This is a genomic window from Longimicrobium sp. (assembly GCA_036389795.1).
Lineage (GTDB): Bacteria > Gemmatimonadota > Gemmatimonadetes > Longimicrobiales > Longimicrobiaceae > Longimicrobium.
In genome coordinates, this window is sequence record DASVWD010000060.1 from 24,124 (window position 1) to 41,483 (window position 17,360).

The window sequence follows — 17,360 nt, forward strand, 5'->3', positions numbered from 1 at the left end:
AGATAGCAGAGGAAAACCTCGCAAAGCGATGAGTTCTCTGCTTCCTCTGCCAACTCTGCGTGAGGCCTGGCTGTTTTATGGTTGCCGGCGCGCCGGGGTTGTGGCGTCCGCCGCGGCCCGCCTATCATGACGAGTCCTCCACGCCGATCCTCCCCTCCCCGCGCACGCCGATGTTCACGCGCCGCGACTTCCTCTCCACGCTCGGCCGCGCGGCCCCCGCCGCCTGGCTGGGCGCCGGCGGCACGCCGCAGCTCCGCGAGCTCCGGGACGAGCTGGCCCGCTTCGCCGGCGGCCCCGAGGAGATCGCCCGCGACGAGCGCTACTGGGCGGCCGTGCAGCAGGCGTTCACGGTGGACCGCAGCATCATCAACCTGAACAACGCCGGCGTGAGCCCGTCGCCGGCGCTGGTGCAGGAGGCCGTGAAGCGGCACCTGGACTACAGCAACCAGGCGCCGGTCCACACCATGTGGCGCGTGCTGGAGCCGCAGCGCGAGACGGTGCGCGCGGGGCTCGCCCGCATGTTCGGCTGCGACGCCGAGGAGGTGGCGGTCACGCGCAACGCCACCGAGGGGCTGCAGATCTGCCAGCTGGGCTTCGACCTGAGGTCCGGCGACGAGGTGGTCGCCTCCACGCACGACTACCCGCACATGATCGCCACCTGGCGGCAGCGCGAGCGGCGCGACGGCATCGTGCTGAAGCTGGTGGACCTCCCCGCCCCGGCCCGGGACGCCGCCGAGGTGGTGCGGGCCTACGAGTCCGCGCTCACGCCCCGGACGCGGCTCCTCCTGGTGAGCCACATGACGTTCGTCACCGGGCAGGTGCTCCCCGTGCGCCGGGTGGTGCGGATGGCGCGCGAGCACGGCGTCCCGGCGATCGTGGACGGCGCCCACGCCTTCGCGCACTTCCCCTTCACGCGGGCGGACCTGGAGTGCGACTATTACGCGGCCAGCCTGCACAAGTGGCTGTACGCGCCGCACGGCACGGGGATGCTGTACGTGCGCAGGGAGAAGATCGCGGAACTGTGGCCGCTGCAGGCCGCCGACGAGAGCCGGCGCGCCGACGTGCGCAAGTTCGAGGACGTCGGCACGCACCCGGCCGCCAACGCGCTGGCCGTTGCCGAGGCGCTTGCGTTCACCCGCGCCATCGGGGTCGAGAACAAGGCCGCGCGCCTGGTCTACCTCCGCGACCGCTGGGCGAAGGCGCTCGGGCGCCACCCGCGCGTGCGCCTGCACACCAGCCTGGAGCCGGGGATGGCGTACGCGATCGCGATGGTGCAGGTGGAGGGGATCGAACCGGGCCGGCTGTACAGCGAGTTGTGGACGAAGCACCGCATCATCACCAGCCCGACGAAGTGGGGCGGCGTCGAGGGCATCCGCGTCACTCCCAACGTCTACACCACGCTGGACGAGATCGACCTCTTCACGGCCGTGATGGAGAAGATCGCGCGGGAAGGACTGCCGGCCGCGTAAGGGGTGGATGTCATCCCGAGGGATCTACTCACCCCCGCGCGAGGCCGGTTCCGCGCATGATCCCAAGCCACCAGGCACGCGGAGTAGATTCCTCGGTCGCCACGACTATCCCGCGCAGACGCGAGTCCTGCGCAGGCTCCCTCGGAATGACAACCTGAAGGGCAATCACGATTCCGCGGACGCAACGAGATGTCATCCCGAGGGAGCCGCTGCGCCGATCCCACCCTCGCGACGAGGCCCGGCGGCGACCGAGGGATCTACTCGCCCCGCCTGGTGGTCGGCCCGACGCACCGGACGCGGCGCCACGACCTTCATCTCCCTTGCCCAACCGCCCGCACCCGAGCAACACTGGTCGCCGTTTCGGCTGATGCCCGTCCCCGCGCGGAGGTCACGATGCGATCCCTGCCCCCGATCCTGCTCGTCGCGCTCCTCACCGCCTGCGCCCACGGCGGCGCCATCCCGCTCGGCGGCCACCGCACGGTCGACCTCACGCACCCGTTCGGCCCCAGCACGCTGTACTGGCCGACAGCGACCACCGGGTTCGCGCTGGAGCGCCTGAGCTACGGCGAGACGCCGGGCGGCTACTTCTACGCCGCCAACGCCTTCTGCGCCCCCGAGCACGGCGGCACGCACCTCGACGCGCCGATCCACTTCGCCGCGGGGCAGCAGACGGCCGACCAGATCCCGCTGGACCGGCTGGTGGCGCCCGCGGTGGTGATCGACGTCCGCCAGCGCACGGCGACCGACCCCGACTACCGGCTCACCGCCGCGGACGTGCTGGAGTGGGAGCGGCGCCACGGCCGCGTCGCGCCGGGCACCATCGTGCTGCTGCACACCGGGTGGGGGCGATTCTGGCCGAACCGGAAGCAGTACTTCGGCGACGACCGCCCGGGCGACGCCTCGAACCTGCACTTCCCCAGCTACGGCGAAGAGGCCGCGCGGCTGCTGGTGGAGGAGCGCCGGGTGGCCGCATTGGGCGTGGACGCCGCCTCCATCGACTACGGCCAGTCGAAGGACTTCCGGGTTCACCGCGTGGCCGCCGCGGCGAACGTCCCCGGCCTGGAGAACCTGGCCAACCTCGACCAGCTCCCGCCCACGGGCGCCCTCGTCGTCGCCCTGCCGATGAAGATCGAGAACGGCTCGGGAGGACCCTTGCGGGCGATCGCGCTGGTGAGGGCTAAAATGCAATAGCAATCGGCTTATCGGCCATACCTCAATGTCTTCTCGATAAACTATCGGCGACTGGGAATAGATAGAGTGTCACCTCGGAAAGTTTCCAAGTCGATCCCGCCCAGTCATACTGAAGAAAGAATGTGCCGAATCGATTGATAGCCGTCTGATCCTGCAGTTCGAAGAATCCACTTCCAATGGCGAATGTGGTATAGACGTGCAGGTCTATGTTATCCACCAGCTTGAAAGCAGGTCGCTGTCGGCTCTGAATGCGGCGTAACAGCTCAGGTTTCGTGAATAGCACGCTGTCAGCCAAACTAGCAGTCCACCCATCGGCGAGCAGAGTATCGAGACCACGCCAATCGCTATCGACGTACGCGCCTATGACTTGGCGGTGAACACTTGTAACCGAAGTCGAATCGGGAGCCGGTGCTTGTCCACCACTACATGACGTTGCAATGCCGCTGGCCAGAACACAGATAGTAGCACCAATGAAGGCTACGGCTTGAATCACGCTGAACTGAGTGACTTTGGGATGTCTGATCGACGGCTCTGTGCTCTCCCCGGCCGTTGCTGCTTTATCTCCCGCAGGTTCTAGGATTCCTGTGAGGACCATCAATGTAATCACGCCAGCCAAAATCGAAATAATGTAGATAAACCATGCGATTACAAGCGCTGTAATGGTTACTGATCGCAGTACGTCTCTAGCAAAGGTGATCGTAAGCGCCAAAATACCCGTCGAAAGCGTAAGAAGCTGCTTCGTCGTATCGCCTGCGAAAGTAAAGGCAAGTTTCCGGTGATCATCCATCATCAATGCATCTCCCTAACAAAATGGCCACATACCCGGACAGAAGAAGCTCTTGATCGAAAAGAACAAATCATCATCTAACTCGTCGATTCCGCGGCCCTGCGCTGCTCGCATCATAGCGTTCACAAACTCTCTTAGACGATCCTCGGCCTCAGAAGCTTCGTTTGCACCACCCTCTGATCGATACAGCGTCTCAGCTCCTTGCGTGATTAGTTCATCCATGTCCTGTGCGCAGCTTCGGGAGAGTCTCAATCCCCGGATCGAGAGCTGAGAATTCACAATCGACCAGAATTCTCTGTGGTAATCAGCAGGGCTGACCGTCATTCTACGGCGTTCCGGAGTTCGTACACGCATATGATCCTCCTGGATGGTTTGGTGGGCGCAGCAATATTCTGTTGGACCACGTTAGTCTGAAAGTAAACCCGCATCAAGGATTTTGCGATTTATTCTCCAGGCTCCTTATCCTCAGCTCATTGACTTATCCCAGCTAATTGACCCGATTCCTTCCCCCCCGCTTGGCCGCGTACAGCGCCCGGTCCGCCTGCTCCACCAGGGCGGCGGGCGCCGCGCCCTTGGCGGGGAGCGCGCTGCCCACGCCCAGGCTGACCGTCACCACGCCGAGAGGCGAGCGCTCGTGCGGGATGGCGAGCGACTCCACGCGGCGGCGCAGCGTCTCGGCGAAGGCGGCGGCGGCGCCGGCGTCCATCACCGGGAGCAGCACCACGAACTCCTCGCCGCCGTAGCGCGCCACGCAGTCGCCCGCGCGCTGCAGGCTCTCGTCGAGCGCCTGCGCCACGGCGCGCAGCGTCTCGTCGCCGCGCTGGTGGCCGTAGCGGTCGTTGTAGTCCTTGAACCAGTCAATGTCCACCATCAGCAGCGAGAGCGGCGACTCGGCGCGGCAGGCGCGGCGCCATTCCGTCTCCAGCACCCGGTCGAAGGCGCGGCGGTTGGGGATGCCGGTGAGGCCGTCGAGCTGCGACAGGCGCTCCAGGCGCTGGTTGGCCTCGCGCAGCCGCTCGTTGGCCTCCTCCAGCTCCTGGTTGATGCTGGCCATGTGGATGGCGCCCGCCAGCTGGCCGGCGAAGGTGCGGAACACCATCTGGTTCTCGGGGCTGAACGCCTCCAGGCTGTCGCTCTCCAGGTTCAGCACCCCCAGCGGGCGCCCGCGGTAGACGATCGGGACGGCGAACTCGGCCACTGTGCGGCTGTCGATCGGCAGGTAGTCGGGGTCGCCGGAGACGTCGCGCACGAGCTGCGGCTCGCCCAGGCGCAGCGCGCGGCCGGCGATCCCCCGGGTGATCGGCCAGCGGCCGCCGGGCGCGTCGAGGCGCGAGTGCTCCCCCGCGTGCGCGGACTGCGCGAACTCGCCCGCCTCCAGGTCGGCCAGCAGGATGGAGACGACCAGCAGCGGGAAGCGCTCGTGGATGTACCCGACCACGCGGTCCAGCAAGAGCCCCAGCTCGCCCGCGTCGGTGGCCGTCTTCGACACCTCGCCCACCATCTCCAGGAGCCGCGCGCGCCGGGTGAGCTCCTCGTGCAGCCGCGCGTTGCCGATGGCGCCCGCCACCTGCTCGGCGATCGTTTCCAGCAGGGGGAGCTGGTCGCGGAAGGCGCCCGGCTCCAGGCTCTCCAGGTTCAGGATCGCCACCGTCTCGCCGTGGTGCAGCACGGGGACGCAGAGCTCCGAGCGTGTCTCGGACTGCATCTCGACGAAGTTGGGGACTCCGCTCACGTCGTCCAGCAGGATCGGCTTCCCCGTGGCCGCCACCTCGCCCACCACGCCGCTGCCGATCTCGCGCGAGTAGCCCACGTACATGCCGGTGGGGAGGCCGGTGGAGAGCGCCTCGCAGCGGAAGACGCCGCGCGCGCGGTCCACCGAGAGACAGGCCACGAGCTCCCACCCGAACCGGTCCCGCAGGGTGTCGGTCACGCGCTGGAGCATCGGCCTGAGCTCCAGGTCGAGCGAGGCGATGCGGGCGATCTCATTCAGGATCTCCAGGTATTCCGGCGAGCGGAGCATCAGGGTGCGGGGCGGCGGGGCGGGTGTGGCATCGAAGGGCGTGGCTCGCGACGGGAAGACGACCAGGTGCCGGAAAGTGTCCGCATCTCACGACCGCGGGGAAGCTTACTGCGCGCTGGTCTTCCGCACCAGACATTTGTATCCTGAGCGGATTTCGTGCCAATCTTCCTCCGGAGAGAACGTGCGGGGGTGTGGAGTCGCGACCGCGCGGCCGTCCGGCGTCGGCCGCGAGACGATCAGGCCGGGACGACGGCGGTGGCCTCGATCTCCACCTTCGCGCGCTCCTCGACCAGCCCGGCGACGATCACCACCGCCATGGCGGGGAAGTGGCGGCCGAACACCTCGCGGTACGCGGCGCCGACCTCGCGCGCGGACGAGAGGTAGGCGCCGCGGTCGGTGACGTACCAGGTGAGCCGCGCCACGTGCTCCGGCCCCGCGCCCGCCTCGCGCAGCACGGCGGCGACGTTCTCGAGCGCCTGGCGCACCTGGGCCACGAAGTCGTCCGTCTCGACCCGGCCCGTGGCGGGGTTCCAGCCGATCTGCCCGGCCACGAACACCACGCGCCCACTTGCGGCGACGCCGTTCGCGTAGCCGCGCGGCCTGGCCCACCCTTCCGGCTGGAGGAATTGCATCGGCTCGAATCCGGGGTCACGGGGGCGGAATCTGGTCCGGGCGGCTGAAGCCGCAGCAACAACTGCAGAAAGCCTCGCAAACCCCGCGAGGCTTCAACCGCATCGGGAGTCGGGCATCGCGCGTCGAGCAGCCATCGCGCCTGGCGAGCCGGGCACGGGCGAGGCATGCCTCGCCCCTACGATGCACTTCCCTCGCGGAGGCGGAAGCGCTGGAGCTTGCCGGTCTGCGTGCGGGGGAGGCTGGCGACGAACTCCACGCGGCGCGGGTACTTGTACGGCGCGATCTGCCGCTTGGTGAAGTCCTGCAGCTCCTTCGCCGTCTCCTCGCCCGGCGCCCAGCCCTCGCGCAGCACCACGAACGCCGTCACCACCTGCCCGCGCTCTTCGTCCGGGGTGCCGACCACGGCGCACTCGGCCACGCCGGGGTGCTCCAGCAGCGCGTTCTCCACCTCTGGCCCGGCGATGTTGTAGCCGGCGGAGATGATCATGTCGTCGTTGCGCGCCTGGTACCAGAAGTAGCCGTCCTCGTCCATCCGGTAGGTGTCGCCGGTGATGTTCCACCCGTTCTGCACGTAGGCGCGCTGCCGCTCGGGGTCGGCCAGGTAGCGGCACCCGGTGGGCCCCTTCACCGCCAGCCGCCCCAGCTCGCCCGGCGCGACGGGGCTGCCGCCCTCGTCCAGCAGCGTGGCCGTGTAGCCGGGGACCGGCTTCCCCGTGGACCCGGGGCGGATCTGGTCCCCCGCGGCGCTGATGAAGATGTGCAGCATCTCGGTGGAGCCGATCCCGTCGACGATGCGCAGGCCCGTGGCCTCGCGCCACGCCTCGAAGGTGGCGGCGGGGAGCGTCTCGCCCGCGGAGACGCACTTCTTCAGGCTGGAGAGGTCGAAGTCCTTCGCCAGCCCCGCCATCGCCCGGTACGCGGTGGGCGCGGTGAAGCAGACGGTGGCGCGGTGGTCCTGGATCCCCTGCAGGAGCTGCGGCGGGGCGGCCTGCTCCAGCAGCAGGGTGGCCGCGCCCACGCGCATGGGGAAGAGGACGTAGCCGCCCAGCCCGTAGGTGAACGCCAGCGGCGGCGAGCCGCAGAAGACGTCGTCCGGCTCCGGCCGCAGCACGTGGCTCCCGAAGGTGTCGCCCACGGCCAGCAGGTCGCGGTGCGAGTGCATCGTCCCCTTCGGCTGCCCCGTGGTCCCCGAGGTGAAGGCGATGAGCGCCACGTCCTCGGCCGCGGTGTCGACGTCGTCGAAGTGCGCGGGCCGCCCGCGCATCAGCCCTTCCAGCGAGCCGTCTTCGTCCACGCCGAAGCGGACCGTGCGCTCCAGCGCGGGAGCGGCGGCGGCCTCCATCTCTTCCATGAGCCGCGCGTCGCAGAGGGCGAAGCGGATGCGCGCCTTCGCGACGAGCGTGGAGATCTCCCGGGCGCGCAGCAGCGGCATGGTGGCGACCACGATCCCGCCGGCCTTGAGCACGCCGAACCAGGCCGCGGCCATCATCGGGCCGTTGTAGCCGCGCAGGAGCACGCGGTTGCCGGGGACGAGCCCCAGGTCGTCCCGCAGCACCCCGGCGATCCGGTTCGCCCGTTCCAGCAGCTCGGCGTACGTCCACCGCCCGCCGGGGAAGATCAGCGCCGGACGATCCCCGTCGCCCGCGGCCACGCGCGCGTCCAGGAACTCCGCCGCGGCGTTGATGCGCGGCCGCGCCGCCAGAGCGGGGACGCCGGAGAGGTCGATCTCGGGCCACTGGTCGGGCGGCGGCTGGTTGTCGCGCGCGAAGGTGTCGGCGTGCGCGGTGGCCGCGGGTTCGGGCTGGACCATGGTCTCGAGCATGGCTGCCTCCAGGGGGAGGGCAGGGGGAGCGCGGGGCACCCCGGACCGGGGCGAATGAATTCGCTGCAACAACTACACGAAATCCGCCTGCGCGGATTACCGGGTCCGGCGCCGCTGCAAGTTCGGCGCGCGTGACGGAGCTCCGTAGGGGCGAGGCCTGCCTCGACCGCGCCCGTCGCCGCGCCGGAGCCGATCCGTCAGGCGAGGAGCTGAGCGGCGATCACCAGCTTCTGGATCTCGCTGGTGCCCTCGTAGATGCGCAGCGCGCGGACCTCGCGGTACAACGTCTCGACGGCGCTCCCCGCGACGACGCCGCGGGCGCCCAGGAGCTGCACGGCGCGGTCGACCACCTGCTGGGCGGCCTCGGTGGCGTGCAGCTTGGCCATCGCGGCCTCGCGGGTCACGCGCGGCGCGCCGGCGTCGCGCGTCCACGCGGCGCGGTAGACGAGCAGCGCGCTGGCGTCGACCGCGAGCGCCATCTCGGCCAGCGCGGCGCGCACGAGCTGGTGCTCGCTGAGGGCGCTGCCGAACGCGCGGCGCTCCCTCGTCCACGCCACCGCTTCGTCCAGCGCCCGCCGCGCGAAGCCGAGCGCCGCCGCGCCCACGGTGGAGCGGAAGACATCGAGCGTTCCCAGCGCCACCTTCATCCCCCCGCCCGCCTCGCCCACCAGCGCGTCCGCGCCCACGCGGCACCCGTCGAACTCCAGCGTGCCGAGCGGGTGCGGCGCGGTGACGTCGATCCGCTCCGCCACGCGCAGCCCGGGGCTGCCGGCATCGACCACGAAGGCGGCGTACCCGCGCTCGCCCGCCTCGGGGAAGCGGGCGAAGACGACGTAGCGGTCGGCGATCCCCGCGTTGGAGATCCACGTCTTCCGCCCGTCGATCACGTACCCGCCGCCGTCGGAGCGCGCCGTGGTCCGCATCGCCGCGACGTCGGAGCCCGCCTCGGGCTCGGAGAGCGCGAACGCCATCACCGCCTCGCCCGCGGCGACGGGCGGGAGCCAGCGGCGGCGCTGCTCGTCGCTGCCGAAGAGCGAGATCGGCCCCGAGCCGAGGCCCTGCATGGCGAAGGCGAAGTCGGCCAGCCCCGAGGCGTGCGCCAGCAGCTCGCGGATCAGGCAGAGCGAGCGCACCTCCAGCCGCTGGTGCACGCCGCCCTGCGCCGCGGGGATGGCGTAGCGCAGCCACCCGCCCGCCGCCAGCCGCCGCACCAGCTCGCGGCAGGTGGCGTCCACGTCGCCGTGCGCGCCCGCGAGCGGCGCGACCTCGGCCAGCACCCACGCGTCCAGCTCGGCGGCGAGACGGCGGTGCCCGTCGTCGAAGAACGGCCAGGCGAGGAAGGTGCGGTCGGGCATCAGGCCGGGGTTGGGGGTGGGCCGGGGGCTCGGGCGAATGAATTCGCTGCAACAACTACACGAAGTCCGCCTTCGCGGACTACCGCCATCCTCGACGAGGCAGGCTTCGGTGCGCGCATCTCACTTTCGCACTTTCGCACTCACGCACTCACGCACTTCAGTTCCCCTGGAACACCGGCTTCTCCTTCGCGGCGAAGGCACGGTAGGCGCGGGCGAAGTCTTCGGTTTGCATGCAGATGGCCTGTGCCTGCGCCTCGGCCTCGATCGCCTCATCGACGCCCATCGCCCACTCCTGGTGCAGGCACTTCTTCGTCATGCCGTGCGCGAAGGTGGGGCCGCTCGCGAGGTCCGCCGCCAGCTTGCGGGCTTCGTCGAGCAGCGCGTCGGGCTCCACCAGGCGGTTGTAGAAGCCCCACCGCTCGGCCTCTTCGCCGCCCATCGTCCGCCCGGTGAAGAGCAGCTCCGAGGCGCGCCCCTGGCCGATGATGCGCGGGAGGATGGCGCAGGCGCCCATGTCGGCGCCGGAGAGGCCGACCCGGGTGAAGAGGAACGCCACCTTGCTGCGCGCGGTGCCCAGGCGCAGGTCGCTGGACATGGCCAGGATGGCGCCGGCGCCCACGCACGCGCCGTCGATGGCGGCGACGATCGGCTGCGGGCAGCCGCGCATGGCCTTCACCAGGTCGCCGGTCATGCGGGTGAAGGCGAGCAGCTCGTCCATCTGCTTCCGCTCGCGCATCTCCACCAGCGGGCCGATGATGTCGTGCACGTCGCCGCCCGAGCAGAAGTTGCCGCCCTCGCCGGCGAGCACCACCACCTTCACGTCGGTGGCGAAGACGAGCTGGCGGAAGGTGTCGCGCAGCTCGGCGTAGCTCTCGAAGGTGAGCGGGTTCTTCCGCTCGGGCCGGCTGAGCGTCACCGTGCCGACGGGGCCGTCCACCTCCCAGCGGAAGGACGACGGGCGGAAGTCGGCGGCGCGGAGCTTGGTCGTGGTCATCTGGGATTGGTGTCTCTGTGCGCGGATCGGGCGTGTCGCGAGGGCGGATCGCCGCCCGGGATGGTCCTGTCCTTCCGGCTAGATCACGCCGACATGCCTGTACCGGCGGAGTGCGGGCACGACCACCGCCGGGTCGTCCAGCCGGTGCGTGCGCACGAGCCCTCCGATACGGGTCACGGCGCGGGAAAACACCGCCCAGCACAGGCTGCTGGAATCCCAGCGCGAGCGGTACTGGACGCCGTCCAGCTCGGAAAATCGTGCGTGGATGCGGCGGGCCAAGTCCCGGCACGAGGCGTAGTCGTCGCCCATGACCTCGTGCGCGCCGACTCCGAAGCTCGGCAGACCGGGCCCCTCCAGCTGGAGCATCCTGAGCGGCGCCGCCAGGCCGAACGCCGACCCGCCCCGCACCTCCAGGTCGGCGCGGGAGATCAGCGGGCGCTTGCGGCCACGAACCAGCGTCTCCAGGATCGCCACCCCGAGCGACTCGCCGAAGTAGCAGACGCCGTACTCGCCGCCCGGCGCGTCGAAGCGTCCCTTCGGCGGCGCGCCCTCGCCCGGGCCGAACCAGATCGCCTCATACCGGAGCAGGTGGACGCGCCAGAGCACCTGGTCGAGCGGCACCTCGGCGACCGGAGGGTCTTTCGGGAGCCGGATCGCCATCAGGGGGCGACGTGCTCTCCGTACGTCGCCAGCCGGGAGAGGACGTCCTCGCGCACGTCCGCGTCGTCCAGGCGCTCCAGCAGGATGCCGCCCCGCTCGTCCTCCACGTCGTCCGCCAGGATCGACAGCAGCACCCAGGGATCGAGCTCCGCGCCCGCCGCGGCGACCGCCGGCACTCCCTCGCGCACGCGGCCGTCGCGGTCGAACTGCCGGGCGGGGAATCCCCACTGCCCGCCCGGCATCGGCGCGGCGAGCAGAGCCCGGCGCTGCACGCGCTGCTTCACGCCCGGCACGCTGATCTTGAGCAGCGCCGCCGCCTCGGACGACGAGAGCAGCCCGCCCACCGCTTCCATGATCTCGCTCTTCGCGGCGGCGCCCCGCAGCAGGAGCTCCGACCAGTCGTGCTCGCGCGGCTCGGGGGTGGCGAGCACGATCTCCGCGAACGTCTCCGCGGGCGACTGCGCGGCCACCGCCTTCAGCAGGTCCGCCTCGCTCATCCGCTCCAGCGCGTGCGCCACGTAGCGCTCGATCCGCCTCCCCAGCGACGCGCGAACCGCAGCCGGACCGGCATCCTCCTGCCGCGTGGGACTCATCCTGCACCTCGGGTTGCGTTTGTTGTGCAATAGGCACGTTTACACAACCGCAAGATAAACTCCACGAGATTCGGAGACAACATCTCGGCGGAAGGCTTTCGTCGCAGTCTCATATCAGACCTCGCCCCCCGCCACCGCGAGCGCCTGCCCCGTCACGCCGGACGCGCCGGGGGAGCAGAGCCAGGCGACGGCGCTGGCGACCTCGTCGGGGCGGATGAGCGAGCCGCGGGGGATCACGCGGGTGAGCATCTGCCGCGCCTCGTCCTCGGTCTTTCCCAGGCTGCGCACCAGGTTGCCGGCGGCGGCCTTGGCCATGTCGGTGTCGGTGTAGGCGGGGCAGACGGCGTTCACCGTGATCCCCAGCTTCGCCGTCTCCAGCGCCAGCGCGCGCGTCAGGCCCACGACGCCGTGCTTGGCCGCGCAGTACGCCGCGGTCTTCGGGTAGCCGCGCAGCCCCGCCGTCGAGGCCACGTTCACCACGCGGCCCCAGCGCGCTTCCGCCATGGCCGGGATCACCTCGCGGGTACAGAGATAGGTGCCCGTCAGGTTCACCGCCAGCATGCGGTCCCACACCTCGCGCGGCATCTCCGCGAACCCGGCGGCCTCCGCCTGCCCGGCGTTGTTGACCAGGACGTGCACCTCGCCGAGCGCCTCCCGCGCGCGCCCGAACGCCTCCGCGACCGAGGCCTCGTCCGCCACGTCGCACGCGAGCGCGGCCACGCGCGCGCCGAACGCCTCCCGCAGCGCGGCCGCGTGCGCCTCCAGGCGGGCGAGGTCGCGCCCGAGCAGCGTCAGGCCGGCCCCGAGCCGCGCCAGCTCCTCCGCCACCGCCGCGCCGATCCCCCGCCCCCCGCCGGTGACGACGGCGTGCTTTCCGGCCAGGTATCTCGAATCCGCCAAACGCCCTCCCCCCTCCCGCGTCCGCGGAAGACTGCCCTCCGCGCACCGAGCCTCCTGTCGCAAGCCTCGCCCGCACGGACCCCACCTCCACGCCGAAGCTGGCCGGCGAGGCTTCCTGCAGTTGTTGCCGCGGCTTCAGCCGCCCGTCGCGGAGGCTGCCTCCTTCGACGAATCTCCCCCGGCGCCGAACCCTAGATCCCGCCCCCGGCCAGCTCCTGCGCCCTGCGCTGCATCTGCCGCTCGAGCTGGGAGCGGCCGCTCAGGTACTGCACCGGCCAGGGCTGGTCGGCGTAATCGAGCTCGGCGGCGGCGCGCAGCGTCCACTGCGGGTCGTGGAGGTGCGGGCGGGCCAGCGCGCACAGGTCGGCGCGGCCGGCGGCGATGATCCCGTTCACCTGGTCGGGCTCGGTGATGTTGCCCACCGCGATGGTGGGCACGCGCGCCTCGTTGCGGATGCGGTCGCTGAACGGCGTCTGGAACATCCGCCCGTACACCGGCTTCGCCCCGGTCGACGTCTGCCCCGCCGAGACGTGGATCAGGTCCGCGCCCGCCGCGTGGAACGCCCGCGCCACCTCCACCGCGTCGGTGCAGTCGAGGCCGCCCTCGCACCAGTCGGTGGCCGAGATGCGCACCGACATCGGCCGCTCCTCGGGCCACACCTCGCGCATGGCGCGGAACACCTCCAGCGGGTAGCGCAGCCGGTTCTCCAGCGTGCCGCCGTACTCGTCCGTGCGCGTGTTGCTCAAGGGGGTGATGAAGCTGGAGAGGAGGTAGCCGTGCGCGCAGTGCAGCTCCACCATGTCGAAGCCGGCCTCCATCCCCATCACGGTGGACAGCACGAACTCGTCGCGCACCCGCTCCATGTCGGCACGCGTCATCGGCCGGGGCACCGGGTTGCCGGGCGCCCAGGGGACGTCGGAGGGGCCCGTCACCTCCCAGCCGCCCTCCTCCAGCGGCTCGTCCATCCCCTCCCACATCAGCCGGGTGGCCCCCTTGCGCCCCGAGTGGCCGAGCTGGAGGCAGACCTTCGCCGGCGTCCAGGCGTGGATGAAGTCGACGATGCGCGTCCACGCCCGCAGGTGCTCGTCGGTGTACATCCCCGTGCACCCCAGGGTGATGCGGCCCTCGGGCGAGACGCAGGTCATCTCCGTCATCACCAGCGCCGCCCCGCCCAGCGCCCGCGCACCCAGGTGCACCAGGTGGAAGTCGTTCGGCACGCCGTCCGTGGCCGAGTACATGTCCATCGGCGCCACCACCACGCGGTTGTGCAGCGTCATCCCGCGCGCGGTGAAGGGCGTGAACATCGGCGGCACCGACGCCGCGGCCGCCGCCTCGCGCCCGGCGGCCTGCGAGGCGAACCAGCGCTCGACGCCCTCCAGGTACGCCCGGTCGCGCAGGCGCAGGTTCTCATGGCTCACGCGCTGGCTGCGGGTGAGCAGCGAGTAGGCGAACTGCGGGGGATCGAGGTGCACGTAGCGGCGCACGTTCTCGAACCACTCCATCGAGTTGCGCGCCGCGTTCTGCAGCCGCACGGCCTCGGTCCTCCGCTCCTCCTGGTAGCGCGGCAGGACGACCGCCAGGTCCGTCTCCTCGCCCAGGATGCGGGCCAGCGCGATGGCGTCCTCCATCGCCAGCTTGGTCCCCGAGCCGATGGAGAAGTGCGCCGTGTGCGCCGCGTCGCCGATCAGGACCACGGGCGCGACCCCGCCGTCCAGCGTGAACCAGCGCTCGTTGCTGACGCGGGTGAAGCTGATCCAGGGCGAGCGCAGGTGCGGCGCGTTGCTCACCAGCCGGTGCCCGTCCAGCCAGGGCGCGAACATCGCCTCGCACGCCTCCACGGTGCCGGCCTCGTCCAGCAGGTCGAAGCCGGCGTTCCTCCACGACTGCTCGTCGCACTCCACGATGAAGGCCGAGTTGCGCTCGTCGTAGCGGTAGGCGTGCGCCTGGAAGACGCCGTGCGGGTTCTCGACGAAGAGGAAGGTGAAGGCGTCGAAGAGGCGGTCGGTGCCGAGCCACACGTAGCGCGCCGTGCGCACGTCCAGGTCGGGGCGGAACTGGGCGGCGTACTTCGCCCGGAGCCGGCTGTTCACCCCGTCGGCGGCGACCACCAGGTCCGCGTCGCCGAGCCCCAGCCCGTCCAGCTCGGCGTCGTCGGCCACGTCGGTCTGGAAGCGCAGCTCGGCGCCCAGCCCGGCGGCGCGCTCCTGGAGCACCTGGAGGAGCCTGACGCGGGCGATCCCGCTGAAGCCGTGGCCGCCCGAGGTGATCACGGCGCCGCGGAAGTGGATGTCGATGTCGTCCCAGTGCGCGAAGTTGTCGGCGATGGCCGCGTAGCTCTCGGGGTCGGCCTCGCGCAGGTTGCCGAGCGTCTGGTCGCTGAAGACCACGCCCCAGCCGAAGGTGTCGTCGGGCCGGTTGCGCTCCAGCACGACGACCTGCCGCGCGGGGTCGGCCTTGCGGAGCAGGAGCGCCAGGTAGAGCCCCGCCGGGCCCCCGCCGACGATCACCACCTTCAGGGGCTTGCGTTCGACAGCCGTCACGTGTGTCCTGCGAGCATTCAGGGGATCGGTGGAACGGTGGTTTCGGGGTCCGGCAGGGTAGTGTACGGCGGGCGGGCAGAGGCGGAAAGAGGCGGAGATTTCAGGCGGACAAGGAACGTTCTGGCGCACGCGGCCGTTACCCGACAGATTTCGACAAAACGTGGACTGCCCGAAATCCGTCGACGCCAGGAGAGACTTCCATGCGCTTGCTCGCGACGCTGGAATCAGCTGATCCACCTGAACCGAAGTCCATCGAGCTGTACGAGGGGGACCTGGCCGCCATCCCCGCGGGCGAAGAGGTGGACCTGCTCGTCGTCTCGGCCTTTCCCGACAGCTACGCGCCGACCCCTCGCTCGCTGATCGGCGCGCTGTACCGGAAGGGACTTTCCGTCGCGCGGCTGGCGCTGGAGAAGGAGCTCGACCTGCGTGACGAGCTGTCGTGCTGGATCTCGAGGGACCTCACGCGGGAGTATCCGGGGTTCGGCTTCCGACGCATCCTCTGCTTCGAGCCGCTGTTTCGCGGCCGCCCCGCGGAAGTGGGAGACGTATTCCAGAGCATGATGGCCCTCGCCATGCTCGGCGACCCGCCGGTCAGGACGATCGCGATGCCCCTGCTCGCCTCGGGAGAGCAGCGCGCCGACCCGCTCATCATGCTGGCCGCGATCATCGATGCGGCCGTGCAGTGGATGGATCGCGGCCTCCCGATCAGCACGCTCAAGATCGTGGAACGCTCATGGGGCACCTCGGCGACCGATCCGCTTCCCTCCATTCTCCGGCTCGATCCTGATCGCTGGGGGACTTCGTAGCGGCAGCCTCCTGAGCAGGAGCGCCAGGTAGAGCCCCGCCGGCCCCCGCCGACGATCACCACCTTCAGGGGCTTGCGTTCGACAGCCGTCACAGTCGCTCGGATTTGCTGGGAAACGTAACGCTCGTCAGGATCGGAAAAGGTTTAGTGTACGGGAGGCGGACGGGCGCGGAAAGGGGAGGGTTGCGTTGCGAGTGACCGGGATGCGAGGCGTGTGCGGTGTCTGAAGACACGCGCTGAACTACGGAAGCCTCACAAATTCCATGGCCGGTGCGGGGTGAAGCAAAATGCGCGGTAAATGGCGGAATCACCCGATGCGCGCGCGCACCGGTGGAACCAGAAACGGTTGACCGAGGCCGGAGAACGGAAGTAAGTGACACATAACCGTGTCTCTATATTATTGCGTAATTAGATCGCGACAGCTACGTTCAAAATAGCGGCGACGGCCCCGCTTTCCCCCGCCAATGCGCTGGACGCTCGCGTTCCCGCGCGTGGCTCCCACCCTCTTTTCAAGGAGGCCCGTTATGTCCAACAATCCGGATCCCCCGATCGTCGTTTCGGGCGGCGTCGCGTCGCAGGATCCCCCGCTCCCCATTGCGGGCGGCGCTTTGCCACCGGACCCCCCACTTCCTGTCAGCTGCGATCCCGCTTGGTAGGCTCGATCATTACGAGTCGTCCACACGGACGGACACGGGCGCAACCGCAGTCCCGTTCTCTACGCACCTGATTTCGTCGCGCGCAGCGCCGAGGTGTTTCCCCTCCACCGCGCAGCGGGGGAGGGAGCGCGCCCTCTGGCTGCGAGGAACGAGCAGCCGAGGGCCGCGCGGGGAGGGGGCCTCCCGGCGGTGCAGCCGCCGGATTTCACACCTCGCCCCGCAGGTACCGCTCGCGCAGCTCCGGCGGGAAGCGCTCGATGGCGTAGCGCAGCATCGTGCGCGGCATGGTGCGGCAGTGCCGGCGCAGGAACTCCTCCAGGGCGGCCTGGTCGCGCTTGCCCACCTCGCGCAGCATCCAGCCGACCGCCTTGTGGATCAGGTCGTGGGGGTCGTGCACCAGGATCTCCGCGATGCGCAGCGTGGTCGCGAAGTCATTCTTCCGGATGAAGTGCTGCGTCGCGAGGATGGCGATCCGCCGCTCCCACAGCGACTCCGACCGGGCGAGCGTGTCGAGGATCCCGCGGTCGCGCTTCTCCAGGTGCGCCCCGACCACCTGCGGCGCGGACGAATCGACCAGGTCCCAGTTGTTGATGAGCCGCGTGCTGTCCAGGTAGAGCCGGTAGATCGCCTCGCGCCCGGCCTCGTCCGCGCGGCCGTAGCCGTCGGCCAGGACCAGCAGCGCCAGGAGCCGCGCCTCGTGCCACGGCGAGCGCAGCAGCTCCGCCGCGTCCGCCAGCGGCAGTCCGCGGAGCTCGCGCGCGAGCTCCCGGAGCTGGGGGATGCGGATGCCGAGGAACCGGTCGCCTTCCCCGTACTCGCCTGGGCCCGTGCGGAAGTAGCCCTGGACGAAGCGCGCGTGCCCGGGGTCGCCGAGCTCCGTCAGGCGTGCGATGATCTGCGTGGCGGTGGATTGGGGCAAGCGAAATCTTCTCCTT

At 70.2% G+C, this 17,360-nt stretch carries 14 protein-coding genes; 3 read left to right on the plus strand and 11 right to left on the minus strand.

Features of this window, described 5'->3' with window-relative positions; translation table 11 throughout:
• Positions 1-170: 170 nt before the first annotated feature.
• Entirely contained in the window at positions 171-1,469 is a 1,299-nt protein-coding gene (locus tag VF746_07590) for an aminotransferase class V-fold PLP-dependent enzyme (GenBank protein ID HEX8692264.1), read from the plus strand.
• Positions 1,470-1,862: 393 nt separating this feature from the next.
• On the plus strand, positions 1,863-2,660 hold the full coding sequence (locus VF746_07595; GenBank protein HEX8692265.1) for a cyclase family protein: 798 nt from the start codon (positions 1,863-1,865) through the stop codon (positions 2,658-2,660).
• 22 nt (positions 2,661-2,682) lie between these two features.
• On the opposite strand, the gene VF746_07600 is transcribed toward VF746_07595, so the two are convergent.
• From VF746_07600 to VF746_07645, 10 genes are all read right to left on the minus strand, one after another.
• Positions 2,683-3,450 (minus strand): hypothetical protein, encoded by a 768-nt coding sequence (locus tag VF746_07600; GenBank protein ID HEX8692266.1) that lies wholly within the window; start codon positions 3,448-3,450, stop codon positions 2,683-2,685.
• Between the two features lie 484 nt (positions 3,451-3,934).
• Positions 3,935-5,467 carry a diguanylate cyclase gene (locus VF746_07605; protein ID HEX8692267.1) on the minus strand — a complete coding sequence of 511 codons (1,533 nt, stop codon included), beginning with the start codon at positions 5,465-5,467 and terminating at the stop codon, positions 3,935-3,937.
• Between the two features lie 236 nt (positions 5,468-5,703).
• The gene (locus VF746_07610) at positions 5,704-6,099 is read right to left on the minus strand and encodes a RidA family protein (protein ID HEX8692268.1); all 396 of its coding nucleotides are present in this window, start codon (positions 6,097-6,099) and stop codon (positions 5,704-5,706) included.
• A 176-nt stretch (positions 6,100-6,275) separates the two neighbouring features.
• Positions 6,276-7,922 (minus strand): benzoate-CoA ligase family protein, encoded by a 1,647-nt coding sequence (locus VF746_07615; GenBank protein HEX8692269.1) that lies wholly within the window; start codon positions 7,920-7,922, stop codon positions 6,276-6,278.
• 197 nt (positions 7,923-8,119) lie between these two features.
• The gene (locus VF746_07620; protein ID HEX8692270.1) at positions 8,120-9,277 is read right to left on the minus strand and encodes an acyl-CoA dehydrogenase family protein; all 1,158 of its coding nucleotides are present in this window, start codon (positions 9,275-9,277) and stop codon (positions 8,120-8,122) included.
• Between the two features lie 157 nt (positions 9,278-9,434).
• Positions 9,435-10,271: an enoyl-CoA hydratase family protein gene (locus VF746_07625; GenBank protein HEX8692271.1), complete on the minus strand. Its 837-nt coding sequence runs from the start codon at positions 10,269-10,271 to the stop codon at positions 9,435-9,437.
• Positions 10,272-10,349: 78 nt separating this feature from the next.
• Positions 10,350-10,931: an RES family NAD+ phosphorylase gene (locus VF746_07630; GenBank protein ID HEX8692272.1), complete on the minus strand. Its 582-nt coding sequence runs from the start codon at positions 10,929-10,931 to the stop codon at positions 10,350-10,352.
• On the minus strand, positions 10,931-11,524 hold the full coding sequence (locus VF746_07635; protein ID HEX8692273.1) for a hypothetical protein: 594 nt from the start codon (positions 11,522-11,524) through the stop codon (positions 10,931-10,933). The genes VF746_07630 and VF746_07635 overlap by 1 nt, the downstream gene beginning before the upstream one ends.
• Before the next feature lie 114 nt (positions 11,525-11,638).
• Positions 11,639-12,424 carry an SDR family NAD(P)-dependent oxidoreductase gene (locus VF746_07640; protein ID HEX8692274.1) on the minus strand — a complete coding sequence of 262 codons (786 nt, stop codon included), beginning with the start codon at positions 12,422-12,424 and terminating at the stop codon, positions 11,639-11,641.
• A 191-nt stretch (positions 12,425-12,615) separates the two neighbouring features.
• Positions 12,616-14,964 carry a bifunctional salicylyl-CoA 5-hydroxylase/oxidoreductase gene (locus tag VF746_07645; protein ID HEX8692275.1) on the minus strand — a complete coding sequence of 783 codons (2,349 nt, stop codon included), beginning with the start codon at positions 14,962-14,964 and terminating at the stop codon, positions 12,616-12,618.
• Between the two features lie 200 nt (positions 14,965-15,164).
• On the opposite strand from VF746_07645, the gene VF746_07650 reads away from it, so the two are divergent.
• Positions 15,165-15,770 (plus strand): hypothetical protein, encoded by a 606-nt coding sequence (locus tag VF746_07650; protein ID HEX8692276.1) that lies wholly within the window; start codon positions 15,165-15,167, stop codon positions 15,768-15,770.
• Between the two features lie 860 nt (positions 15,771-16,630).
• Here the strand turns inward: VF746_07650 and VF746_07655 are convergent.
• Complete coding sequence (locus VF746_07655) at positions 16,631-17,344, minus strand: DNA alkylation repair protein (protein HEX8692277.1); 714 nt, start codon at positions 17,342-17,344, stop codon at positions 16,631-16,633.
• Positions 17,345-17,360 lie beyond the last annotated feature (16 nt).

Excerpts from the sequence above, each read along its gene's own strand:
- VF746_07600 (HEX8692266.1), bottom strand. The coding sequence starts at position 3,450 with ATGATGGATGATCACCGGAAACTTGCCTTTACTTTCGCAGGCGATACG.
- VF746_07590 (HEX8692264.1), top strand. The coding sequence starts at position 171 with ATGTTCACGCGCCGCGACTTCCTCTCCACGCTCGGCCGCGCGGCCCCC.
- VF746_07625 (HEX8692271.1), bottom strand. The coding sequence starts at position 10,271 with ATGACCACGACCAAGCTCCGCGCCGCCGACTTCCGCCCGTCGTCCTTC.
- VF746_07635 (HEX8692273.1), bottom strand. The coding sequence starts at position 11,524 with ATGAGTCCCACGCGGCAGGAGGATGCCGGTCCGGCTGCGGTTCGCGCG.
- VF746_07610 (HEX8692268.1), bottom strand. The coding sequence starts at position 6,099 with ATGCAATTCCTCCAGCCGGAAGGGTGGGCCAGGCCGCGCGGCTACGCG.
- VF746_07595 (HEX8692265.1), top strand. The coding sequence starts at position 1,863 with ATGCGATCCCTGCCCCCGATCCTGCTCGTCGCGCTCCTCACCGCCTGC.
- VF746_07620 (HEX8692270.1), bottom strand. The coding sequence starts at position 9,277 with ATGCCCGACCGCACCTTCCTCGCCTGGCCGTTCTTCGACGACGGGCAC.
- VF746_07615 (HEX8692269.1), bottom strand. The coding sequence starts at position 7,922 with ATGCTCGAGACCATGGTCCAGCCCGAACCCGCGGCCACCGCGCACGCC.
- VF746_07650 (HEX8692276.1), top strand. The coding sequence starts at position 15,165 with ATGCGCTTGCTCGCGACGCTGGAATCAGCTGATCCACCTGAACCGAAG.
- VF746_07630 (HEX8692272.1), bottom strand. The coding sequence starts at position 10,931 with ATGGCGATCCGGCTCCCGAAAGACCCTCCGGTCGCCGAGGTGCCGCTC.
- VF746_07605 (HEX8692267.1), bottom strand. The coding sequence starts at position 5,467 with ATGCTCCGCTCGCCGGAATACCTGGAGATCCTGAATGAGATCGCCCGC.